Source organism: Umezawaea sp. Da 62-37 (assembly GCF_032460545.1).
GTDB lineage: Bacteria > Actinomycetota > Actinomycetes > Mycobacteriales > Pseudonocardiaceae > Umezawaea.
The window spans coordinates 1,996,696-2,019,557 of record NZ_CP135965.1; the positions used below are offsets into that span (position 1 = coordinate 1,996,696).

Here is a 22,862-nt window from a genome sequence, read left to right on the forward strand (position 1 = left end):
GCTCTACGCGCTGAAGGCTTTCTCCCGGTCCCGTTCCTCCGACGTCTCGGCGATCTTGCCGACGGCGTAGCGGAGGGTCGGTGGTGCCATCAGGGACGTGACGACGGCGACCAGGATGATGATCGTGTAGGTCTCGGTGGTCAGGACGCCCAGCCGCAGGCCGACCATGGCGACGATGACCTCGACGACGCCGCGGGCGTTGAGCCCGGCGCCGAGCGCGAGGCCCTCCCAGTGCGTGAGCCGTCCGGTGCGGGCACCGATGTAGGCGCCGACGAACTTGCCGCCGATCGCGATGGCCAGCACCAGGACCGCGGCGCCGAGCACCTTGGGTTCGCGCAGCGCGGTGAGGTCCATCCGCAAGCCCGCGGTGGCGAAGAAGATCGGGGCGAGCACCGCCATGACGAACGTGCGCAGCGGTGCGATCTTGGCGCGGTCGAGCAGCCCGGAGGAGCTGATCAGGACGCCGCAGATGAACGCGCCGAGGATGGGTTCGAGGCCGAGCGCGTGGGTGCCCGCGGCCGAGGCGACCAGCAGCAGCACCACGACGGCGACCGTGACGCCGGGGTCCGCGGACTTGTTGGCCATCGCGAGTCCCCTGCGCACCACCGGCCTGCCGATCAGCACGGCGACCAGCGCCACCGCTACGAGACAGCCGATGGTGAACGCCACGTGGCCCGCGCGCAGACCGGTGGTGGCCATCGCGGAGACGATGGACAGCAGCGACCAGCCGACGATGTCGTCCACCGCCGCCGCGCTGATGATGAGCTGCCCGATGTCGCGGTGCAGCAACCTCATCTCCAGCAGGGTCTTCGCGATGACCGGGATGGCGCTGACGCACATGGCGACACCCAGGAACAGGGCGAAGACGTTGCGCTCGGTGCCGCCCGCGATCAGCGACGTGGGCAGCACGAGCCCGACGGCGAAGCCGAGGCCGAGCGGCACCAGCAGACCCCCCATGCTGACCCACGCCGCCGTCTTCCCCTTGCGGCGCACCAGCCCCAGGTCGACGTGCATGCCGGTCAGGCCGACCAGCAGCAGCACGCCGAGCTGGCCGACGGCGTCGAGCAGGTGGATCTGCTCGGGGTTGCCCGGCAGCAGCCAGGCGGAGAACGCGGGGGCGACGTGCACGAGCAGCGACGGCCCGAGCAGCACACCGGCGGTCAGCTCGCCGACCAGCGCGGGCATCCTGAACCGGATGGCCAGTCGGCCCAGCGCGAACGCCATGCCGAGCAACAGGCCGATCTGCAACAGGAACACGAGCATCTGGTGGGCGCCGATGGGACTGACCGGCGCTGCGATGATCGTCATCCGGTTCTCCGTTCCTCGCGGTGGTGGGGCTGCTGGGACGGTCCCATGTCCGCCAAGAGGTGTGGGAGGTCCGTTCCGCCTTGTGGCGCAACGGGTTCGGCTCTCCGAACGCGCGGGGGCCGTCGCCGTCAGCGGCCGGTCAGCCGCACGTCAGCGGGCGGTCAGCGGACCTCCTCGATGACCGAGATCCCGGTGCTCCCGTTGCTGCCGAACCGCTCCCACACCTCGTCCAGCCGGATGCGGCCGTCCTCCAGGACGACCGGCGTGCTGGCGCAGTGCCCGGAGATCACCTCGCCGTCGTCGAGGACCATGCAGTAGGCGAAGTCGAGCTTCCCGTCGGGCGCGCACTTGCCGGTGAGGGCGCCGCGGCGCGCCTTGCCGCCGAGGAACTCGCCCCACAGCAGGTCGCCCTCCTGCCGGTAGACCGCGACACGGGATTCCTCGGGGGCGCCGTCGGCGACCGGGCTGAACCTCTTGCCGTCGTAGTTGATCACTTCTGCTTCTCCTCGTGCTCTGAGCGCTCCCCCGGCGCCACGGTGTCGCGGCGCCGGAGGTGTCGGGAAGGCGTTCTACGGGACGAAGGTGACCTTGATCTTCGAGGCGAAGTCGGTCATCTTGGCGAAGGCGTCCAGCTCGGAGGTGCCGGTGGTGCCGAGGAAACCGAGGATGGTGTTGCCCTCCGGGGGCCTGCGGATCGTGTCGCCGGGTCGGGCGGTGATCTTGAGCAGGAACACGCGGTCGGACTCGCTCACCTCCGCGGGCACGTCCACGTGGTCGACCACGCCCGCCTCGGAGATCAGGCACATGGCGGTGACGTGCACGCCGGTCGGCTGGAAGTGCCGCACGGCGGGCTTGCGGCCCGCCGCGATGTCGACCACGGCCGCGATGGGGTCGTAGTCGGCGGTCGTGCGGGCGATCAGGTCGAGCCCGCCGCCGCCGACCCTGGCCGCGATCTCCAGCAGGTACGGCTTGCCCTCGTGGAAGCGGACCTCGGCGTGCATAGCGCTGCGGCGCAGGCCCTGCGCGTGCGCGCCTGCCTTGACGACCGCGTGCACGGCGGCCAGGTCCTCGGCGCTCATCGACGTCGGCGCGTGGTGCACGTCGTCGTCGAACGTGCCGCCCTCGGCGGTGATCCGGTCGACGACCGAGCCCAGGTAGACCTCGTCGTCCCAGGCAAGCGCTTCCATCAGGTACTCGCGACCGTCCAGGAAGGACTCGACGAGCAGGCCCTGCGGCCCGAGGTCGATGCCGTCGGCCTCGGAGTTGGCCCAGAACATCTCGCGGATGCCGTCGACGGCCTGCGCGAAGTGCTCGGTCAGCTCGGTGGCGTCGTCGCACTTGAAGACGAAGTTGCTGCCCGCGCCCATGGTGGGCTTGAGGATGACCGGGTAGCCGAACTCCTCCGCGGCGGCCAGCGCCTGCGGGAGTTCCGCGGCGTAGCGGAAACCGGGGTGCGGTGCGGCGGCGCGCTCGTGGGCCTGGCGCATCAGCAGCTTGTTGCGGCTGTTGAGCGCGGCCTCGACACCGATGCCGGGCAGGCCGAGGGCTTCGGCCACGGCGGCGACCGCGATGACCGCCGCCTCGGAGAAGGTCAGCACCCCGTCGAAGTGCTCGGCGGCGTGCCACTCCTTGGCCGCCGCGATCAGCTCGTCGAGGTTCCTGTTGCCCACCAGGCGGTAGCGGTCGGCGGGCCAGAAGTCCTCGGTGCCCTCGCCGTTGAGCACGAACAGGTCGACGCCGAGCGCCTGCACCTGCTCGTAGCGGGACGTGTAGTAGTTCAAGTACTGGCGGGTCTCGATCGTGAGCAGTTTCATGGCCTGCGGTCTACCTCGCGCCGTCGAGAGCGGGGGCCCGCTCGGGGGTGTCCGCCGTGTTCGGCAGGCGGGGGAAGCGGAAGGGGGCGATCTCGTCCGGCTGGTCGCCGGTGATGCGGAGGTCGACGCCCTCGGCGGCGAGCACGTCGGTGACCTCGACCATGATCGGCGCGACGCAGGCGAGCAGCGTGCGGATCTCCAGCAGCAGGTCGCCCGGCTGCACGGGCGCGCTGCCGTTGGCGCGGAGGTCCAGCGAGTCGGCCGACTTCCGCAGCCGGTCGAGCTGGGTGAGCGCGGTCTCCGCGGCGCGGCCGAGGCTGAAGTTCGGCAGCTCGTAGCAGAGCCGGAAGCGCTCCAGCATCGCCGTGGCCCGACGTCGTCCGACCTCGGTGGTGGGCAGCGGCGCCGCGGTGTCGAGCGCGACCAGGCCGAGCGTCAGCGACTCGGACAGCGCGTTCCACGGCTCGACCAGCCGCCGCGTCGTGACGCTGTGCAGGGCGTCCCGGCTGAAGTTGGTCCGCTGGTACTCGGGGGCGGTGAGTGCCAGGAAGAACCGCACCAGGTCCCGCGGGACCTCGGCCATCAGGTCCGCGCTCCAGATGAGGTGGTTGCGGCTGGTGGAGAACTTCTCGCCGTCGAGGTCGTAGAACTCGTTGCACACGTTGGCGTCCGGCGTCGTGTAGCGGTCGCCGTGGGCCATCAGCATCACCAGGTCGACCAGACCCCAGTGGTAGACGTTGTCGAACCCGTGGAAGTACACGAGTTCCGCGTCACCGCCCGCGAGCCACGCCTCGTCGGTCTCGACGGATTCTTCGCCCTGCTGGGCGTTCGCCCACCAGGTGGCGTAGATGGAGGCGGGCATGGCCTCGATCCACGGGTACAGGACCTGCCCCGCGGTCTCGGGGAACGGCGCCGCGATGCCCCACGCGCTCGGGAAGGTCACCGGGATCTCGGGCAGCGGCTTGGCGAGCAGCTCGCCGATCAGCTGCTTGGCGTGCGGGCGCCAGCGCGGCGTGCGCGAGGCGTAGTACGCGGTGAGCCGCTCGCGGTAGTCCTCCATGGGCAGCACCAGGATCGTCTGCTCGCGGTAGACCACCACGTCCGTCGGGTCGACGGTGTACTTCGGGTCGAGCAGCTCGTCGAAGTTGTTGGGGTGCCCGCAGGTCTCGCAGGCGCCGCCGCAGCTCCCGGCCATGCAGGTCGGGCAGGTGCCCGAGACGAGGCCGTCGAACAGGAACACGCCGGCGTCGCGGGCGTAGGGCAGGCGGACGGTGCGCAGCTTGAACCGGCCCTCGGCGTGCAGCGCGGTCACGTAGTCGAGCACCGTCCGGCGGTAGCGGTCGTCGATGGGCGGCAGCCCGGCCATCACGGTGCCCATCGCCGCCAGCGAGCGCTCGATCTGCGCGGTGGAACGGGCGACGAGCTCCTCGGGCGTGATGCCCTGGCGGTGCGCCGAGGCGACCACGTAGGTCTGGCTGTCGTCGGTGCACGTCGTGTACACGACCGGCCTGCCGGTGCCCCTCAGGTAGCGCGAGTACACGTCACCGGCGAGGTAGGGCCCCGCCATGTGGCCGACGTGCAGGTCGCCGTTGGGCGTGGGGGTCGCCGCGATGACGATCGCGGGTCGCTGCGGGGGCGTCATACCGCCGACTCCTCGTGGCGGGCGGTGAACTTCTCCGCCAGCTCGGCGTCCCACCAGACGGCGTAGAACTGGAAGTCGGCGTCGCCGTTGTTCACGACCTGGTGCCGCTCGTGCGGGGTGAAGTGCACGACGTCACCGGCCACGAACGGGACCGTGCCCGCGTTGGTGACGATCTCGGCGTCGCCGGACATGGCGACCCAGATCTCGTACTCGTGGTGGCCGTGCGCGCCGGACTCCTTGCCGGGCTTCACGACGCACCACGACCCCTCGAACGGCGCGTTGACCGCGGCCCACGGCATCAGCCGCTGCGCGTCCAAGCCGTTGTCCGACTTGAGGTTTTCCCGGTCGAGCTTGCGGATCTCCATCATCGGTCTTCTCGTTTCCCGGTCAGAGGGCGGTGGTGACGCCCGCGAGGGCCTCGGTGGACTGGCGCGGCACGACCGAGGACTCGGCCAGCGGCGTCTGGCGGTGCGCGAGCAGGTCGGCGACGATCTCCGCGGAACGGATGGCCAGCACGCTGATCAGCGAGTCGGCGATGCCGTGCGTGGCCTCGTTCACGCCCTGGAGGTAGACGCCCGCGCTGACGGTGGGCGGCAGGGTCATGCGGTAGTTGCGGTCCACCGAGAAGTTCTCCACGCCGACGGAGGCCGCCAGGTTGCGGGTCATCCTCGGCATCTCCTTGGCGAAGCCGGTGCCGAGCATGACGACGTCGCAGCGGAGTTCCTCCTGCTGCGCCGTCTTGCGGTCGGTCAGCGTCAGCACGACCTCGTCGCCGTCCATCCGCGCGGCCGTGATCTCCGCCATGGTGATCATCGACAGCCGTTCGGTGCCGGTCAGCTTCTCCAGGTACATCGTGCGGTACAGGTTGTCGAGCATCGCCGGGGCGAGACCGGAGTAGTTGGTGCGGTGCATCTCCCGCAGCAGCTGCTCGCGCGCCTCCGGGCGGGCGGAGTTGAACTTGTCCACGAAGGACGGGTAGAACAGCTCGTTGGTGAACTTGCTGCTCTCGTAGCCGTTCAGGCCGATCGAGCGCATCACCATGGTGCACTGGGAGTTCGGGAAGCCCTGGTGCGAGGACCACAGCATCTCCGCGGCGCTCTGCGCCCCGCCGACCACGACGACGCGGTGCGCCGCCGCCGGGTCCATCTCGGCGGTCCGCGAGGAGAACTCCGTGCTGTGGATGACCTTCTCGCGCGGGATCGCGGCGAACTCCTCCGGCACGAACGCGTCGCGGCCAGCGCCGATCACGAGGTCGCGGCAGCGGACGGTGCCACCGTCGGAGAAGCGGACCAGCCACTCGGTGACCTCACCCGCGACGACGCCGCTGGGCTCGATCGCCACGACGCGGCGGCCGTGCTCGACGCGGACCTTGGTCAGCGAACGCGCCACCCACTGGAGGTAGTCGGAGATCTCCAGCCGGTAGGGCGTCGCGCTGCCCAGGTTGATGAACTCGTCGAGCCGGTCGATGGAGTGCAGGTAGTTCACGAACGAGTACCTGCTGCGCGGGTTCCGCAGGGTCACCAGGTCCTTGAGGAAGGACACCTGGCTCTGCGACCACGGCAGGAGCATTCCGCGCTGCCAGGCCACGTCGTCGTGCTGCTCGACGATGAGCGTCCTGGTGGAGAGCTCGTCGGGCGCCAACTCCTCCAGCGCCACGGCCAGGGCCAGGTTCGCCGGTCCCGCGCCGATGGCCAGCAGCTCTACTTCTTGGTGGTCCAACACACTCTCCCAAGCTCCGAAGGTGACGGCACACCGGTGGTGCGATGCCGTCGTGGATTTCCTGAAGCGCCGTGCGGACGCTAATTGACCGAACCGTCGATGGGCCAGGAAAAAGCCCACCTTTTTCTGCCCGATAAGCGAATCGCATGAAGCCATTCACCGACGCCGCACCCGCTGTTTTCACGGGTGCCCAAAAAGGGCGACACCTCCGCCCCGGAGCTGTCGCAAGTTGCTTGACCTGCATCGATGCTGAGGAAGGGGTTACCGCTCCGACCGCCCCGGCCGGAACGGACCGCCCTTTTCAAGCGCAGCCCGAATACACCTCCTCACGTTTGGATCATCCCGACGATCGCCCCACAAAAATGCTGTCGGGTCTCGAAGATCAACGCACGACGGAATCCGCCACGCCATTGCTCCGGAAATCTACAAGATCATTCGCACACCGCGCGTCCACCCCCGCGGACGCTTCCAGAAGAAGCGGGATCAGCCCGTGACCCCGGCCAGTCCGCGCACCAGGAGCCGCGCGGCCCGCCTGCTGACCCCGACGACGGTCTTCGCGGCTCCCCCGCTGCCCCCGGTGAAGGTGAACACCGACGACGATCCGGGGACCGGCAGCAGCGCGAGCCCGGAAGGTTCGCGGTAGCAGTCGAAGGACGCGACCACCTCACGGGGCGAGCTGTGCCGGACGTCCACGCCGAAGCGGGTGCGGGCACTGCTCACGACCCGGTCGGCCAGCGCCACGTCCGGTTCGACGGCGGCGGGGTCGACGTCCCAGCGGTCGCAGCCGAGGCCCAGCAGGAAGGTGCCCTCGCCGTGCGGACGTCCGTAGAGGCCGGTCGGCTCGTCCACGAACGCGCCGAGCCCCGGCACGCGCATCCGGTACACGCCGTACTGGATCTGCTTGGTGCGCAACGTCCTGCTGTGCTCGACGAGCGCGGGCGTCCACGCGCCGGCCGCGACCACGACCACGTCGTACTCGCGCTCGGTGCCGTCGGCCAGCCGCAGGCAGCCCTCCGGCGTCACCTCCGACACGAGGGTCCTGCGGACCTCGCACCCGTTGTGCGCCAACCACACCAGCGCGTGGGCGCGCAGCAGCGCGGGCGAGATGTAGCCCGCGTGCCGCTCCACGACGCCGGTCGCGCCGGGCGCCAGGCCGCGGAAGCCGAAGTCCTCGGCCAGCCGCTCCGCGCCCGCGACCCGCGCGGACCCCGGCAGGACGTCCTCGACCTCCCGCAGCGACCGGGTCGGGTCCACGTCGGCGGGCAGCAGGTAGACCGCCCCCACCTCGCGGTAGCCGGTCCACTCCCGCAGCATCGGGCTGTCCCTGACCTCCGCCAGGCTCTCCGCCGCGATCCGGCACGCCTCCGGCGCGGTCTCGAAGGCCCGCACCAGACCGCCGGACGCCCCCGAAGCGTCCGGTGTGGACGAATCCCCGACCAGGACGTCCACCCGCACGTCGGGGGACTCCTCCCTCAACCGCCAGGCGAGCAGGCTGCCCGCCACGCCGCCGCCGACCACCGCGACCCTCATGCCCGGCTTCCAGGGGCAGGCGGAATCGGAGAAATCGGACGTGATTCGGCGGGTAAAGCTGGTGAACGGACATCTTCGACATGAGACGAGTGGTACATCCCCGAACTCCCTACAGGTTGTTACCCGGATCGTATGCGCAGCGACGACCAAGTCAACGACTCATTGTCCATAATGGTCTTCGCGCCATCCGGAAGGCTGATGAGGCCGATCAGGTGCATTCGGAACGGAATCACCCCGACTCCGATACACCTATAATCCCAGGTGAGAGCGCCCCACCTGACCCGAGGCGCGCCCGTGGCGCACAGCGCGGTCAGGTATGCGAATTCCCACCGCGGGCGTGGCGCGCATCCCGTTCCAGGCCGTGGCGAGGAATCGACAACGGGACCGGAGCGGAGTGGACGGCGCCCGTTCCCCCGCGCATGGCGCATTAACCGCGCCCCGTGCCGCGGCCGGGCGAAGTCGGGAAGAACGTTCCCGTCCGGCCTCGGAGGCGTTCACGGGCGCGCTGCGAGGACGCGGAGCAGTCGGGCGCCACGTCCGGTGCGACAACGATTCTTCGACTCGATCCGCGCGAACCCGCGAAGGGCTCCGGCGGAGGCAACGACTCCGGGGGCGGTCGGGGTCGCGAGCCTGGAAAACCGTATCCCCGCCCCGCGACCCCGGACAGCCGCCAACCGGCCGCTTAGCCGACGGTGACCGCTCCGTCACGCGTGAACCTGAGGTAGCAGTACTCGTCGATCATCTTCGCCAGCGAACGGCCCGGCCTGCCCAAGTCCTCGGCCAGCGCGGGCTCGTCGAGTCCGGACTCCACCAGCAGGTCCCGCGCCCAGGTGCGGCCGAGCCCCAGGTGGGCCGCGTAGGCGGCGCCGTCCCGCGCGCCGTGCAGGCGCAGCGCGATCATCTCGTCCCACGGCATGACCGTGTTGGGGCGCAAGGCGAACAGCGCCTTCGACGCCGCCGTGGACCCGAGGCCGCGAACGCTCCTGGCCTGCGCGGCGGGCGTCGAGACGAGGTCGGCGAAGCAGTCGCCCATCGCCTCGACCTGCTCGTCGGTCAGGTCGGCCATCCAGGTGTCGACGGAGGGCAGCCTGCCGCGCCACCGTTCCCACCAGTCCGCCACGCCCTGGTCGAACACCTCGGCCTCGCCCGCGCGCGGGTAGCGGATGCGGCAGCCCCAGGCGTTGAGCCACCGGTGCAGGGCGCGGCGGTGCGCAAGGAGGGAGAGGTCGACCGAGGGCGCGGTGGCGAGCGTCCACTCCGTCCACGACCTGTCGGGGCGGTCGTACCCGCCGAACTCCAGCACGGCGGCGCGCAACGCGGCGAGGTCAGGCTTCACAGCCGGGGACAGTAGCCGCTTTCCGTTGTGCCCGAACGCCTCCGGTCCGCCGTCCTGCCGATTAGGATCGGCTCCGTGACCACGATCCCCGCGAACCCGACCGCCAACACCAGCGTGCAGGCCGACTACCGGCACTACTCGAAGGAAGCGCTCCCGCTCCCCGCGTCCGACCTCGTGCTGCCCGTGGGGCACCTGAAGTGGTACGAGGTGCGGGAAGCCGAAGCGGTGATCGCCGACGCGACCCGCCAGGAGGCCCACGCGTTCCTGCTCGACGAGATCGCTTCCGGCGGCCTCGCCGTCGCCGACGACATCGGCTTCGTCATCCACCACCTGTGCGGCGAGTCCTTCTACTTCCTCATCGTGAGCAGTTGGCGCAACAACAACGAGATGTGGCAGACGCTCTACTTCAAGAACGGCGACGCGCCGCTCACCCGCTTCGTGGACGGTCCGCACCGGACGATCAACTGCGTGTGGGAGATGGGCGTCGTGATGCACGAGCAGCAGGCGTGGAGCCGTTTCCTCGGCTCCGCTCACGACGAGGCGGCGCTGGTCGACTACTTCGACGACCGGTTCTCGGGCACCGTCTGAGCCGTTCCACCGCGGACGGACGCGGGGTGCGCCGTCGACCTGACGGCGCACCCGCGCGTGCTCACCGCGTGGAGCGGAGGCAGAAGTCCAGTCTGGCGCGGGCGTTCTCGTCGTCGGCCGCCGCGAGCACCAGCCGGTAGTCCGCCGCGGCCTCGCCGTACCGACCGGCCTCCTCGTAGGCGACAGCCCGGTTGTAGTGGAGTTCCGGCCGGTCCCCGAGCGCCACCGCGCGGTCGAGGTCCTCCAGCGCGCCCTCCACGTCGGCGGCGTCGAAGCGGACCTGCCCGCGCAGCGCCCAGGCCTCCACCATGTCCGGGTCGACCGCCAACGCGGCGGTCAGCACCCGCTCCGCCTCCGCCGCCTCACCCCGTTCGGCGAGCAGCCTTCCCTTGACGCACAACAGGCGCGCGTCGTCCGGCGCCAGCGCGAGCCCGGCCGCCACGTCGGCCCACGCCCTCGTGGTGTCACCCAGGGCGCAGCGCAGGCCCGCCCGGTTGGCCAGCGCGCCGACGTGGTCGGGATCGAGCACCAGCACCCGTTCGAACGCCGCCAGCGCCCGCACCGGGTCGCCGAGCCGCATCCGGGTGTCGCCGATGTCGTGGTGCACCTCCGGGAACGGCGGCGACAGCGGCAGCACCCGTTCGAACGCGGCGAGCGCTTCTTCGTCCCGCCCCAGCGCCCGCAGCGCGGTGCCGACGTGGAAGTGGTGCTCGGCGAAGCCCGGATCGAGCGCGGCGACGGCGACGTGGTCGGCGAGCGCGTCCTCGAACCTCCCCGCCGCCGCGAGGGCCCGCGCGCGGTTGTGCCGCAGCGACGAGCGGTGCAGCGGGCGGTCCTCCAACTCCCCGTCCAGCACGGCGACGCAGTCGTCCAGCAGCCGCACCGCCTCCTCCGGGTCGCCCTCGTGCAGTGCCAGCAGGGCAAGGCCGTTGCGGCCGAACGCCGAGTGGAACAGCCGCGCCCTCAGGTCGGGCAGCAGCGAGGCGAGCGCCGCGGCGAGGTTCAGCCACGCCCTGGCCGCACCCAGGTCCCGCCGTCGCGGTGGCAGGTGGTCCACGTGCAGCATCGCGGAGCCGTACGCGCACATCAGGTGCACCTCGGGGTCCACCGACGTGGCGCGGGCGTCCTGGTGGACAGCGGCCGCCTCGTCGAATCGCCCCACCGCCGCGAGCGACGCGGCCAGGCCCTCGGTGAAGTACCACCAGGTCCCCGGCCGGTCGCGCTGGTCCACCAGCGCCCGGCCCCGCGCGCCGAGGTCCGCCGCGGCGTGGTGCAGGCCGACCTTGCGGCAGTGGCCCATGGCGTGCTCGATCGCCCGCACCCCCGCGACCGCGGGCCTCGATCCGCGCTCCGCGTGGTGGACGATCGCGCCCAGCGCCAACGACTGCTCCCCCATGGCGTGCAGCTCGGCGTACCGGACGTCGTGCAGCGCCTCGCGTTCGTGCTGCGCCAAGAGGTTGTAGGCGGCCAGGTCGGCCGGGTCGTCGCCCGTGCCGTCGCTGTCGACGAACGCCCGCGCGTCACCTCCCACGACGGGCCGGACCGAGGCGGGAACGTCCACGGGTGCGGCCCGCGCGGCGAGAACCGCGCTCAAGGACACCGGGACCTCGCCCGGCTGGTCCTCCAGTGGCGCGCACCCGGTGCCCAGTACCAGCTTGAGCTGCGGGATGTCGTTGCGGCGCAACAGGACCGCGAGGAACTCCCGGTCGGTCGGATCGGCCTCGTGCACGTTCTCCACGACCAGCGCCCTCGGCCCGTCGTCGTGCGCGCCGAGGTAGCTGCGCAGGAAGTCCGCCAGCCCGTTGGCGATGTTCAGCGTGTGCCGCCCCGAGTAGAACCGCGTGCGCTCCCCGTCGCGCACGGTCCACTCCAGGGTCTGCCACGCGGCGGGCACGGTCGCCATCAGTTCCGGCGCGACGCTGGCCAGCTCGACGTTGTGCCGGGCGGCCAGCTCCGGACACCGGGCGAACGCGTCGGCGGCGACGGCGCGGATCAACGCGCCCGCGGCGGTGTAAGGGCCTCGTAAGCGGCGGTGGGCGTTGACCACGGCCAGTACCGGCGGCAAGTCCAGTTCGGCCCGTGCCTGGACGCGGTCGTGGAGGCGATCCGCTCTGATCCAGAGGTGGTCGGGCATGGGCGGTCCTTTCGATTCGATGGGCCCCGGTTCGATCCGGGAGGCGGCGGAGGGCCTCTACCGGAGTCAGGTCGTGAATTGGCCACGCGGAAGGGGGCCGGTTTGCCGGGGGTCATTCTTTTGTGCGACCAGGTCGGTCTGACCTGCGGTTTTGGGGGGTGGTGAAGTGGACACCGGGGTTTGGTGGCACGGGTTGGGGGTGATTCGCGATGTCAGGAAAACTACGCCATCGTTGTGGTTGGCAGGAGTTGCGGAAAGGTGTTGAACGTTTCACCGCGTAAATTTCCATTGCGACCATAGGTTGGACCGATGGGTCTGCTTGGGGCGGTGGTGCGGGAAATCGGTCGCGTTGGGTGGGGTGGCGGGGGAGTATCCGCTGAGTACCACGCCGAGGAGAGCGGATGACCGAGCACACCTACCGGATTCTGGTCCGGGGGCGTTTCACCGATCTGGATGATGCGGGACGCGAGCGGCTGTTGGCGGAGGTGGATCGGCACAGTCTTTTGACCAACGGCTTCAGTGAGGAGGGGGCGTTGGCTTACGACCGGTCGTTGGACTTCTTCAGCTTTCGGGTGCAGTTCAGGGCTGAGGTGAAGGGGGATGACCGGGCTGTGTGCGAGAAGGGGTTGGGGTTGGCGGCTCGGGCGGTGGATGAACTGGGGGTGGATTACCGGGAGTTGAAGGCTTCGGCTACGGATGTGGATCTGGTGAAGGTGAGGAGGAAGGGGTGAGGGGGTGAGAGGGTGTTCGTTGCGTTGGGGTGGTGGGTTTCAGGCGGCTGCACCCGGTCGCCGAGTGTTCTGGCCTTGCCGTAGCTTGCCAAGGTGGGAAAGATGCCTTGACAAGCTACGGCAAGCCCAGAGCGGCTTCGTATCGGGTGCAGGGGTAGGTCTGGCTACGCCAGCATTCGGCTCCGCCGAACTCGGGCACCTCGCTGCGCGTCGGCAAGGCACCTCGCTGCGCATTGGCAGGACACCTCGCTACGCGTCGGCAGGGCGGCGGGCGCTCCGCGCCGGATGCGAGGGGGCGGCTGCGCCGATGTTGGGGCGTGGCTGTGTTGGCCTGCTGATTCCGGGTAACGGGAAGTCGTCGGTTTTTGATTCTTTTTGTCCGGTTGTGTCGATGACACGTAACAGGTCTGGACCATACGCTCAGGGTTCCGCTGCCACGTCGAGGAGGACGAAGCGAGGGGATCCGACCTTGAACACAGCACGAAGGTGTTGGGCCGCAGTGGGTGCAGCGGTGTTGGCTGCCGCGTTGGTGCAGTCTCCGGTGGTGGCCGCGCAGCCCGCGCCCGATCCGGTGCAGGCGAAGATGCTTGCGCAGCAGCCGCTGATCAAAGCGGCGGACGTCATCCAGGCGGTTGTCGATCGGGATGCGCCTGTCGGCTTCGCGGGGATCGTCCTGGAGGAGTCGAACGTCGAGTTGTGGTGGAAGGGCGAGGTGCCCGCCGTCGTGACCGATGCGATCGCGAGTGCGTCGAAGGTGGCGCCGGTGCACGTTTCGCAGGCCGCGCATTCGAATGCCGAGCTGCTGGAAGCGGCGAAGGTCGTGCAGGCGCGTCGGGCGCTCGGGTCGCCGGTGCACGCGGTGAAGGTTCCGGCGGACGGTAGTCGGCTTGTGCTGGGTGTGTACCCGCAGAGCGACGCGAAGTCGTTCACGGCGGGGCTGGACGTGGGTGTGCCGGTCGAGGTGGTGAACGAGGATCCGCTGGTGCCGGTGTCGCGGCAGAACGACAGCCCGCCGTGGAAGGGCGGGGCGACGATCGTGTTGAACAACTCGGCGGCGTGCACCTCGGGGTTCTCGGTGCGCAACGGTGACAACGCGCGGTTCCTGCTGACGGCGGCGCACTGCGGCAACCCCGGCAACCGGGTGACGGACCCGCAGGGCGAGTTCATCGGCAACGTCGGCGCCGAGCACTCCGACCACGACATCATGCTGATCCCCACCGGCAACGTGGTGAACCAGCAGTACGTGGGCGGCGGTGACAGCAACTCCACCGAGATCGTGCGCGGCTGGGGCGACGTGTACACCGGTGAGTTCCTGTGCCAGTCCGGTGTCACGAGCGCGCGGGAGACCGGCAACCCGGTGTGCAACATCAAGGTGCTGTTCTTCTACGCCGACCGCGAGGACCTCGTGGAGGGCGAGCAGCAGAACGGGCAGCCCGCGGCGCGGCCCGGTGACAGCGGCGGTCCGGTCTACGGTCCGTCGTCGGCCGGAGGCGTGATCGCCAAGGGCACGGTGACCCGCACGGCGGGGTCGCGGATCGGGTTCCAGGACTTCCGCACGGCGAACCGCGACTTCGGCGTCTACATCCCGCTGTAACCCCCGACGAAACGCCGGGGCCCTGCTCCCACAGGGGAAGCAGGGCCCCGACTCGGCTACGGGCAGTGCGCCGGTATCACGCGGACCGGGTGCGCGCGCGGCGTTCCTGGTCGGCGGCGACGGCCTTCACCAGGGCGTCGAACTGGTCGTCCGGGAGGGTGTCCAGCTTGCCGCTGAGGCTCTGCGTCAGCAGTTCCTGCGCCAGATCCGCCTCGGCGAACGTGCCCACGTCGCGCCCGAGCAGGGCGTCGAGCTTCGCGTTCGCGGCAGCGGCGGCCTGGGCGGCCTCGGTGGAGCGGAGGTCGATGTAGCGGAAGACCTCCTCCATCGTCGGAGTTCCGCCCCAGGCGTTCAGCATCCGGTCGCTCAACTGCATGTCGTTCCCTCCGTTGACGAGGTCGCCGATGCGGCGGCCCCTGAGCGTGACGTTCTTGTCCACCCGTCCCGGAATGCCCGAGACGATCCCGTCCGAGGTGTGCTGGTGCAGCGCGTCGTTGGGGTGCGACCAGCCCTGGAGGTAACCGGGCTGGCCGTTGTACACGGCGACCCACAGCAGCACGTCCTCGTCGGCCCACACGTCCGGGTCGATCCACCGGCTCTGCCACCACGACAGCGAGCCGTACACGAGGTGCCGGGCGACGCCGGTCTCCTGGCGCACCACCCGGATGTGCTCGGCGATGTGGCTGTTCAAGACCTGCGGTGACGGCCACACGAGGCCTCCGCCCTCCCAGTTCTCGGCGTCGTACATCGGCGCCAGCGCGCCGTCGTCGAACAGGCCGAACTGACGGGCGTTGTTCACGAAGAACTGGGCCTGCTGCGCGGCGTTCACCCGCGGATCGCCGAAGTGGTACCCGCCGGGGGCGACGCCTGCCGCGCGAGCGCCCGCGACCTGCGCGCCGCAGGACGGGTTCAGGTAGTTGACCTGCTGGCTCACCTTGATGCTGGCGCCGACGATCCCGTCGGCGCGCACGGCGTTCCAGTCGTTGACGGAGTTGTAGACCGAGATGTCGATCAAGTGCTCTACGGCATCGGCCATTGTTCACCTCATCTTCTGGATGGCCATGGGAGAAGGGGTCGTGCTGAGAGCCGGATCGACGCGGACCCTCCGGCGGATTCGGGCACGGTCAACCTGCACCGCCGCAGGTCACGGGCAGCACCCGGACGCGCTGGAGTTCATGAAGTCCCTGCACGGTCGAGGGGTACCCACCGGGGCGCCGGTTGGAACCGGACCGACCGGTCCACCGGAGAATGCGCACACTCCTCTACCTACGGTCGTGGACACACCCCGGTTCAGCGGCCATTCGGGTGAGCGCGTTCCATCGTCCGCAGTAGTGCGGACGCCCCGTGGTCCGGTCCGGCCGCGCGCACGCCGTCCCGCAGCGCCCGCAGTTCCACGGAACCCCGACCGGGCAGGGCCCGCAGCGCGGCCTCCACGCCGGCGGGGGTGAGCGCGTTCGGATCGAGGCACGAACCCGCGCCCGAGCGCTCCACGTCGTGGGCGACGCAGAACTGGTCGCTGGAGAACGGCAGCACCAGGGCGGGCACGCCTGCGACCAGCGCCTCGGTGAAGCTGTTGTTCCCGCCGTGGTGCACCACGGCGGCCACGTGCGGCAGCAGAGCCCGTTGCGGCACAACGGGTTCGAGCACCACCCTCGGGTCGTCGGCGAGGTCGGCGAGCGCCGCGGCACGGGCGCCGGCGGCGACGACCACGGTCACGTCGGGGATGCGCAGCGCGCCGGTGACCGCCACGCGGAGCACGTCGTCGCGGGCGGACAGGAACGTCCCCAGCGCGACCAGCACCACCCGGCGGCCGCGGATCCGCTCGCGCCACCCGTCGTCGAGCGCCTCGGGTTCGGTGCAGTGGCCGAGGAACACGCGCTCGGGCGCCTCGGGCAGTGGCGGGAGCCAGGGGAACGGCGGGTAGTTCAGCACCACCGCGTGCGACGACGTCAGGGCGAACGCGCGCCGCGGCGGTCGCACGCCGATGCCGTGGCGCCGGACGAAGTCCGCGAACAGCGCGGTGAACGAGGTGTCGGTCAGCGCGGTCGCCTCGCGCAGCACGGCCAATTCCCCCTCCGCGGGCCGGACGGCGGACGGCCACAGCTGGGGCAGGCCGAAGAACTGGTCGTCGCGGGTGACGAGGTAGGTCGGGTGGCCGGGGCAGAACGACGCGAACGGCAGGCCGAGGGTGTGCAGCGCCAGCGTGACCGGGTAGTTGAGCTGGTCGACGACGTACCAGTCCGGGCGCAGCCGGTCGTGCAGCACGGCCAGGTCGCCGAGCACCTCCTCGGGCGCGGCCAGCATGTCCGCCCGCCGGTGGGAGGTCTGGGTGAGCAGCGCCGGGACCGCGCCGCGGCGGGTGGAGTCCAGGAACTCCGCGAGCCTGCGGGTCGAGCCGTCGTCCTGGGCGGTGGCCTCCGCGACGCCGGTGTTGGCGTTGCCGCTGGTCCGCAGCGGGGTGAACGCCACGGTGGCGGCCAGGTCGGCGAACTCGGGCGTGGACGCGAAGATCACGTCCGCCCCCGCCTTCGCCAGCGACCGGGCGAGGACCGACAGCGGCTGGGCGTGCGAGCGGAACGGCGGGCTGACCACCACGACACGGGGCACGGCATCTCGCAATCCTCGACGGAGCGACGTTCCTGGAAATTCGATTCAGATTCGATCCAAAGCCGCCGCCGGTTCGAACGTCGTCCGTGCGGACACATCCGGAAGTGCTTCGTGGCCTGGAAGACCGTCGGCGCCGCCTGAGCGGACCCGCCCCCTCCCGATCACCCGAACACGTGGTCGGCGACCTGCTGGATCATCCCTTTCCCGCCGCGTTCTCGCTGTTCTGCGAGGCCGTGTCGGACCTGCTCGCCCTCGACGGGACCCGGCAGCCCCTCACCGCCGCGATCCGGCGGGCGCTGCTGGCCACCCGTGACGGGCAGGTGGTGTCGTGGCTGCTGGACGTCTCGGCGCTGCACGGCCTCACCCCGCTCGACGCGGCCGGAGCCAAGGCCGTCGGCGCGCGGCAGTCGCTGTGGCGGTACCTGGACTCGCTCGGGCTCGCGGTCGACGACGACCCCGAGTCGCCGTACGAGAAGCTGCTGCTCGACCTGCTGCGCGACGATGGCGCGCTGCCGGTCGCCGCTCCGGTCGACGGCCCCACCGTGGCGCAGTCGATGCTGATCGGCGGCACCGCCCGGCCGGGCGAGGGCGCCAGCGGCGGACTGGGCGTGTTCCTCCGGTCGTTGGGGGACGCGCTGGCCGACCGCGCGGACATCGGCCGCGTGGTGACGGTCGTGCTCGACACCGCGCCCACGGCGGTCGCGGTGGCCGGGCAGGACGAGCGCGAGCACTGGACCGTGCACGTCCCCGTCGACTCCCCGGTCGCGCTGCCCCAGGCGGAGATGGGACGGCACCGGGCCGCGATCACCTGGTGGACCGTGCGCCTGCTGCGGCGGTGCGGGCTGACGCCGGACGTCGTGCACGTGCGGTACTCCGACGACGGCTCGCTGGCGATGGCGGAGGCGGCCCGGCACCTGGGCGCCAGGGTCGTGTTCACGCTGACCCCGGACCCGCACCGGCACCTGGCCGACCGGTACACCGCCGACACGGCCGACACCGGGGCGCTGCGGTTCGACCTGCACCGGGTGCGCCTCGGCGACCTGCTCGTCAGCCGGGCGGACACCGTGGTGTCGATCGGCGGGCGCAGCGACGAGCTGCGCGACCACTTCCCCCAGCTGGCCACCAGGTCCGCGGTGGCCATCGAGGAGGGCATCTCCCCGTTGCAGGGGCTTTCCACCCGGCCGAAGGCCCTGGTGGGCGAGCTGTTCCGGCCGTCGCGCGCGCTGCCCCGCCTCGACGACTCCGCGCGCGGCGTGCCGGTGCTGCTCAACGTCGGCCGCCTGCACCCGGTCAAGCAGCAGGGCGTGCTGGTGCGCGCCTGGCTGGAGCGGCACCTCTACCGGTCCACCTCGCTGGTCCTGATCGGCGGGTCGGTCGCCGGGCGCACACCGGACGAGCAGGCGGTGCTCGACGAGGTGCTGGCGCTGGCCAAGGCCGCCCCGGAGGCCCGCGGCAGGCTCGCGGTGCTGCCCGCGTGGCCGAACACCGAGGTGCGGCAGCTGGAGCACGCCCTGGCCGAGCACCTCCCGGCGCCCGCACCGCACGTGTACGCGTGCGGCAGCGTCAAGGAGGAGTTCGGCATCGCGGTGCTCGAGGCCATGGAGGCCGGCCTGCTCGTGGTCGGTCCCCGGCTCGGCGGACTCCCCCACTACGTCGACCACGGCCGCAACGGGTTCCTGGTCGACACGTCGTCGGCGGGGTCGCTGGGCGAGGGGCTGGCGGAGGTCGTGGCGCTGGGCGCGGCGACGGCGGAGGTGGCCGAGGCGGGCCGGGAGACCGTGCGGACGCGGTTCGGCATCGACCGGGTCGCCGCCTCGTTCGCCGAGGTCTACCGCTGAACGGTTGTCGAACGTTCACAATGCGACGGGAACCGCGGGTGGACGTTCGACAACCGTTCGACGGTGATTCGACGAAGGCGGAACCCCTAGACCGGAAGGTACTTTTCCGCCGCCTTTGAACCGTGATCGAATCGAGGCCGTATTCCGGGGCAAGAAGCCGCGACCACGACCCCATCGCGCCGTGGAACGCATTACCGCCGATCCCATGAGGTGTCCCCGATGACCCACGTCCTCCCCGAGCGCAAGAAGCGGCGCGTCGCGCTCATCGGACTCGTCAGCATCGCCGCGCTGAGCACCGGGCTCGCCGCCGCGGCGTTCGCGTCCGGAACGTCGCAGGAGGGGCGGCAGGCGTCCCAGGTGATCGCGTGCCCCAGCCCCGTGGGCGCCATCCCCGCCGTGCCCGCGGGCGCGCAGGCCGAGGTCACCAGGGAACTCGGGAACCTCGACACGCAGATCGCCGAGGCCAACAAGCGGCTCGTCGACACGGTCGGGCAGGGCGGGCCGAACTTCGTCGACAACGCCATCCTCGGACCGCTGGAGGACAAGCGGATCGCCGCGCTCAACCGCATCGAGACCGCGATCGGCCGCCTGGCCGCGAAGCCCGAGGGCCTTGAGCGGTTCGCGGCGTGCGCGCTGGGCGCTCCCGGCCAGACCGCCCCGGCGCCGAGCACGACGATCGTGAGCGAGGCGCCGGACGCGAGCGGGACCGAGCCGCCCGCCCAGACCGAGCCGCCCGCCGCGGGTGGCGGGGCCATCGAGTGCCCCAGCCCGGTGGACACGATCCCGGCCGTGCCCGCGGGCGCGCAGGCCGAGGTGACCAGGGAACTGGCCAACCTCGACACCCAGATCGCCGAGGCCGAGAAGCGCCTGGTCGACACCGCGGGTCAGGGCGGCCCGAACTTCGTGGACAACGCCATCCTCGGACCGCTGGAGGACAAGCGCGTCGCCGTCCTCAACCGCATCGAGACGGCGATCGGCCGCTTGGCCGCGAAGCCCGAGGGCCTTGAGCGATTCGCACCGTGCGCGCTGCGATAGGACGCCATTCGAGTTGAACGGGGAACGGGCCGTCGGGGCCGACCGCGAGAGCGGTTCCGACGGCCCGTTCCTTTCGTGCGGGGAGAAAACACCGATGTGACGTATTGACGTCGTTGTTGTTAACGCTAACACTGACGTCACCGCCGTGCGGTCACCTTCGGGAAGGGACATTCTTGTTCCCCACACCTCACCCTGTGAAGCGGTTGGCGGTCGTGCTCCTGGCCGTCCTGCTGACCCTGTCCACCACGACGACCCCCGCCGTCGCCGCCCCCGCGCGCTACACCAACCCGCTGGTGAACCAGCGGGCCGACGCCCACATCTCGCGGCACACCGACGGCTACTACTACTTCACCGCGTCCGTCCCGGAGTACGACCGGGTCGTGCTGCGCCGGGCCACCACCCTCCAGGGCCTGTCGACGGCGCCGGAGGCGGTCATCTGGCGCAAGGGCTCCGGCGGTGAGCTGAGCGCCAACATCTGGGCGCCGGAACTGCACTTCGTCAACGGCAAGTGGTACGCCTACTTCGCCGCGGGCCGGGCCGACGAGCCGTTCCGCATCCGCATGTACGTCATGGAGTCCAGCGCCGCCAACCCGTTGACCGGCACCTGGTCCGCGCCGACCCGGATCACCACCGCGTGGGACACGTTCGCGCTGGACGCCTCGACGTTCGAGGCAGGCGGCGTGCGCTACCTGATCTGGGCGCAGTCCGAACCCGGCATCGCCACCAACTCCAACCTCTACATCGCCAGGATGGCCAACCCCAAGGCCATCACCGGCACCCCGGTGCGGATCGCCACGCCGACGCTCGCGTGGGAGACCCGCGGGTACAAGGTGAACGAGGGCCCGACGGTGATCCAGCGCAACGGCCGGATCTTCCTGACCTACTCCGCCAGCGCCACCGACGCGAACTACTGCCTCGGCCTGCTGACCGCCTCGGCGTCGAGCGACCTGCTCAACCCGGCATCGTGGGTGAAGAACCCCGACCCGGTGTTCACCACCAACGCCGCCACGGGCCAGTACGGGCCGGGCCACAACTCGTTCACGGTGTCCGAGGACGGCCAGAGCGACGTCCTCGTCTACCACGACCGGTCCTACCGCGACATCTCCGGCGACCCCCTGAACGACCCGAACCGGCGCACCCGCGTGCAGAAGCTGTACTGGAACGCCGACGGCACACCGAACTTCGGCATCCCGGTGCCCGACGGCGCGACCCCGGTCCGGCTCCAGTCCTACAACTACCCGGACCGCTACGTGCGGCACTGGGAGTTCCGCGCCCGCGTCGAGTCGAACGTGACGACGCTGGCCGACTCGCAGTTCCGGATCGTCACCGGCCTGAACGGGTCGGGCTCGGTCTCGTTGGAGTCGACCAACTACCCCGGTTACTTCCTGCGGCACAAGGACTTCGTGATGCACGTCGAGAAGAACGACGGCACGGCCACCTTCAAGGCGGACGCGAGCTTCCAGCAGCGGGCGGGACTCGCGGCGGGCTCCGCGGTGTCGTTCGAGTCGACCAACTTCCCCGGCCGCTACATCCGGCACACCGGCGTGGACGTGCTGCTCCAGGCCGTCACCGACGACACCGGCCGGGCCGACGCCACCTGGAACCTCCAGTGAGGGCCGCGGTCCTGGCCCTCGCGCTGCTCGCCTCGGCGATCGCGGTGCCGTCCGCCGCGGCGCGGGACGTGACGCCGCGGGCGATGGAGTCGTCGCGGTACACGATGACGGCGTTCACCAACAGCAGCGAGTCGAACATGTACGTCTACCGCTCCACCGACGGCGCGAACTTCGACCTCGCCAAGGGACCGGCGTACACGCCGCCGAGCGGGCTCATCCGCGACCCCAGCATCATGAAGCACACCGACGGCCGCTACTACCTGGCCTACACCACCGGCTGGACGGGCAACACCATCGGCCTGGCGCGCAGCGACAACCAGGTCGACTGGACGTTCCTGCGCAACATCACCCTGCCGACCGCCAACCTGACGCGCACCTGGGCGCCTGAGTGGTTCACCGACTCCGACGGCAGCGTGCACCTCGTCGTGTCGCTGTCGGTGGACGGCGGCGCGACCTTCCGCCCGCACGAGCTGCGCGCGCTGGACTCCGGGCTCTCGTCGTGGAGCACACCGGCGCCGTTGAACGGGCTGGGCCCCAACTACATCGACACCTTCGTGGTGAAGATCGGCTCGACCTACCACGCGTTCGTGAAGAACGAGACCACGAAGTACATCGAGTACGCCACGGCGACCAGCCTCACCGGCGCGTACACCTTCCGCGGCACGGGTAACTGGGCCGGGTGGGGGTCCACTTTGGAGGGTCCTGCACTGGTGAAGCTGGACAACGGCGGGTGGCGGCTCTACTTCGACGCCTACTCCTCCGGGCACTACTACTCCACCGACAGCCACGACGGTTTCGCGTCGTGGACGGCGAAGGCGGACCTGCCCGGCGGCCTGTCCGGGTTCGTGCGGCACCTGACGGTGCTGCGGGAACCCTCCGGAACCCCTCCCGCGCTCACCGCGGGGACGAAGATCTCGTTGCGGTCGAACAACTTCCCGGACCGGTACGTCCGGCACCGCGACTTCCTGGGCTACGTCGACGTGGTGAACTCCGCCAGCCCGCTCGCCACGCGGCAGGACGCCACGTTCACCGTCCGCGCCGGGCTGGCCGACGCGGACTGCTACTCGTTCGAGTCGGTCAACCCGACCGGGCGCTACCTGCGGCACTACGACTACAAGGTCCGACTGGACGCCTCGGACGGCACGGCGGTGTTCCGCGGTGACGCCACCTTCTGCGCCAGGCCGGGGCTGTCCGGGTCGGGCGCGTCGCTGGAGTCGTTCAACCGCCCCGGCATGTACGTGCGGCACCAGGACTACGCGCTCCGCGTCGACCAGTACCAGGCCACCGGCACGCTCAAGGCCGACGGCTCGTTCACGCTCGCCGCTCCGCTGTCCTGACCGGTGGTCCGGCCGCCGCTGCCCCGGCGGCCGGAC

Annotated in this window: 18 protein-coding genes; 7 read left to right on the forward strand and 11 right to left on the reverse strand. The window is 70.6% G+C overall.

Annotated features, from left to right (window positions below):
- Positions 1-3: 3 nt before the first annotated feature.
- From RM788_RS08550 to RM788_RS08585, 8 genes are all read right to left on the reverse strand, one after another.
- Positions 4-1,308 carry a cation:proton antiporter gene (locus tag RM788_RS08550; RefSeq protein ID WP_315931021.1) on the reverse strand — a complete coding sequence of 435 codons (1,305 nt, stop codon included), beginning with the start codon at positions 1,306-1,308 and terminating at the stop codon, positions 4-6.
- Between the two features lie 161 nt (positions 1,309-1,469).
- Entirely contained in the window at positions 1,470-1,802 is a 333-nt protein-coding gene (locus RM788_RS08555) for an avidin-fold protein (RefSeq protein ID WP_315931022.1), read from the reverse strand.
- Positions 1,803-1,877: 75 nt separating this feature from the next.
- Positions 1,878-3,122, reverse strand: a complete 1,245-nt coding sequence (locus RM788_RS08560) for an ATP-grasp domain-containing protein (RefSeq protein ID WP_315931023.1) — start codon at positions 3,120-3,122, stop codon at positions 1,878-1,880.
- 10 nt (positions 3,123-3,132) lie between these two features.
- On the reverse strand, positions 3,133-4,764 hold the full coding sequence (locus tag RM788_RS08565; RefSeq protein WP_315931024.1) for a class I tRNA ligase family protein: 1,632 nt from the start codon (positions 4,762-4,764) through the stop codon (positions 3,133-3,135).
- Positions 4,761-5,132, reverse strand: coding sequence for a cupin domain-containing protein (locus RM788_RS08570; protein ID WP_315931025.1), 372 nt, complete (start codon positions 5,130-5,132; stop codon positions 4,761-4,763). Before RM788_RS08570 ends, RM788_RS08565 begins: the two co-directional genes overlap by 4 nt.
- A 19-nt stretch (positions 5,133-5,151) precedes the next feature.
- Positions 5,152-6,483 (reverse strand): lysine N(6)-hydroxylase/L-ornithine N(5)-oxygenase family protein, encoded by a 1,332-nt coding sequence (locus tag RM788_RS08575; protein WP_315931026.1) that lies wholly within the window; start codon positions 6,481-6,483, stop codon positions 5,152-5,154.
- Positions 6,484-6,966: 483 nt separating this feature from the next.
- A complete protein-coding gene (locus RM788_RS08580; RefSeq protein ID WP_315931027.1) occupies positions 6,967-8,013 on the reverse strand; it encodes an FAD-dependent oxidoreductase in 1,047 nt (348 codons plus the stop codon).
- 682 nt (positions 8,014-8,695) lie between these two features.
- Complete coding sequence (locus RM788_RS08585; protein WP_315931028.1) at positions 8,696-9,349, reverse strand: hypothetical protein; 654 nt, start codon at positions 9,347-9,349, stop codon at positions 8,696-8,698.
- Positions 9,350-9,424: 75 nt separating this feature from the next.
- Here RM788_RS08585 and RM788_RS08590 point away from each other — a divergent pair, with 75 nt between their 5' ends.
- Positions 9,425-9,937, forward strand: coding sequence for a hypothetical protein (locus RM788_RS08590; protein WP_315931029.1), 513 nt, complete (start codon positions 9,425-9,427; stop codon positions 9,935-9,937).
- Positions 9,938-9,998: 61 nt separating this feature from the next.
- Here RM788_RS08590 and RM788_RS08595 read toward each other — a convergent pair whose 3' ends face one another.
- Positions 9,999-12,071, reverse strand: coding sequence for a tetratricopeptide repeat protein (locus RM788_RS08595; protein WP_315931030.1), 2,073 nt, complete (start codon positions 12,069-12,071; stop codon positions 9,999-10,001).
- Positions 12,072-12,472: 401 nt separating this feature from the next.
- Between RM788_RS08595 and RM788_RS08600 the strand changes: the two genes are divergently transcribed.
- Together RM788_RS08600 and RM788_RS08605 are read left to right on the forward strand one after the other, a co-directional pair.
- The gene (locus tag RM788_RS08600) at positions 12,473-12,802 is read left to right on the forward strand and encodes a DUF6204 family protein (protein ID WP_315931031.1); all 330 of its coding nucleotides are present in this window, start codon (positions 12,473-12,475) and stop codon (positions 12,800-12,802) included.
- Between the two features lie 529 nt (positions 12,803-13,331).
- On the forward strand, positions 13,332-14,396 hold the full coding sequence (locus RM788_RS08605; protein ID WP_315934589.1) for a hypothetical protein: 1,065 nt from the start codon (positions 13,332-13,334) through the stop codon (positions 14,394-14,396).
- Positions 14,397-14,472: 76 nt separating this feature from the next.
- On the opposite strand, the gene RM788_RS08610 is transcribed toward RM788_RS08605, so the two are convergent.
- Together RM788_RS08610 and RM788_RS08615 are read right to left on the reverse strand one after the other, a co-directional pair.
- Positions 14,473-15,432, reverse strand: a complete 960-nt coding sequence (locus RM788_RS08610) for a glycoside hydrolase family 25 protein (RefSeq protein WP_315931032.1) — start codon at positions 15,430-15,432, stop codon at positions 14,473-14,475.
- Positions 15,433-15,686: 254 nt separating this feature from the next.
- Positions 15,687-17,003 carry a glycosyltransferase gene (locus tag RM788_RS08615; protein ID WP_315931033.1) on the reverse strand — a complete coding sequence of 439 codons (1,317 nt, stop codon included), beginning with the start codon at positions 17,001-17,003 and terminating at the stop codon, positions 15,687-15,689.
- Between the two features lie 173 nt (positions 17,004-17,176).
- Between RM788_RS08615 and RM788_RS08620 the strand changes: the two genes are divergently transcribed.
- From RM788_RS08620 to RM788_RS08635, 4 genes are all read left to right on the forward strand, one after another.
- Positions 17,177-18,841 (forward strand): glycosyltransferase family 4 protein, encoded by a 1,665-nt coding sequence (locus RM788_RS08620; protein WP_315931034.1) that lies wholly within the window; start codon positions 17,177-17,179, stop codon positions 18,839-18,841.
- A gap of 219 nt (positions 18,842-19,060) precedes the next feature.
- Positions 19,061-19,876, forward strand: coding sequence for a hypothetical protein (locus tag RM788_RS08625; RefSeq protein WP_315931035.1), 816 nt, complete (start codon positions 19,061-19,063; stop codon positions 19,874-19,876).
- Between the two features lie 194 nt (positions 19,877-20,070).
- Positions 20,071-21,489 (forward strand): family 43 glycosylhydrolase, encoded by a 1,419-nt coding sequence (locus RM788_RS08630; RefSeq protein ID WP_315931036.1) that lies wholly within the window; start codon positions 20,071-20,073, stop codon positions 21,487-21,489.
- Positions 21,486-22,826: an AbfB domain-containing protein gene (locus RM788_RS08635; protein WP_315931037.1), complete on the forward strand. Its 1,341-nt coding sequence runs from the start codon at positions 21,486-21,488 to the stop codon at positions 22,824-22,826. The genes RM788_RS08630 and RM788_RS08635 overlap by 4 nt, the downstream gene beginning before the upstream one ends.
- Positions 22,827-22,862: the final 36 nt, after the last annotated feature.

Bases quoted from the DNA above. Each gene is read 5' to 3' on its own strand.
- RM788_RS08550 (WP_315931021.1), bottom strand. From the start codon at position 1,308: ATGACGATCATCGCAGCGCCGGTCAGTCCCATCGGCGCCCACCAGATG.
- RM788_RS08560 (WP_315931023.1), bottom strand. From the start codon at position 3,122: ATGAAACTGCTCACGATCGAGACCCGCCAGTACTTGAACTACTACACG.
- RM788_RS08565 (WP_315931024.1), bottom strand. From the start codon at position 4,764: ATGACGCCCCCGCAGCGACCCGCGATCGTCATCGCGGCGACCCCCACG.
- RM788_RS08570 (WP_315931025.1), bottom strand. From the start codon at position 5,132: ATGATGGAGATCCGCAAGCTCGACCGGGAAAACCTCAAGTCGGACAAC.
- RM788_RS08580 (WP_315931027.1), bottom strand. From the start codon at position 8,013: ATGAGGGTCGCGGTGGTCGGCGGCGGCGTGGCGGGCAGCCTGCTCGCC.
- RM788_RS08595 (WP_315931030.1), bottom strand. From the start codon at position 12,071: ATGCCCGACCACCTCTGGATCAGAGCGGATCGCCTCCACGACCGCGTC.
- RM788_RS08600 (WP_315931031.1), top strand. From the start codon at position 12,473: ATGACCGAGCACACCTACCGGATTCTGGTCCGGGGGCGTTTCACCGAT.
- RM788_RS08610 (WP_315931032.1), bottom strand. From the start codon at position 15,432: ATGGCCGATGCCGTAGAGCACTTGATCGACATCTCGGTCTACAACTCC.
- RM788_RS08625 (WP_315931035.1), top strand. From the start codon at position 19,061: ATGACCCACGTCCTCCCCGAGCGCAAGAAGCGGCGCGTCGCGCTCATC.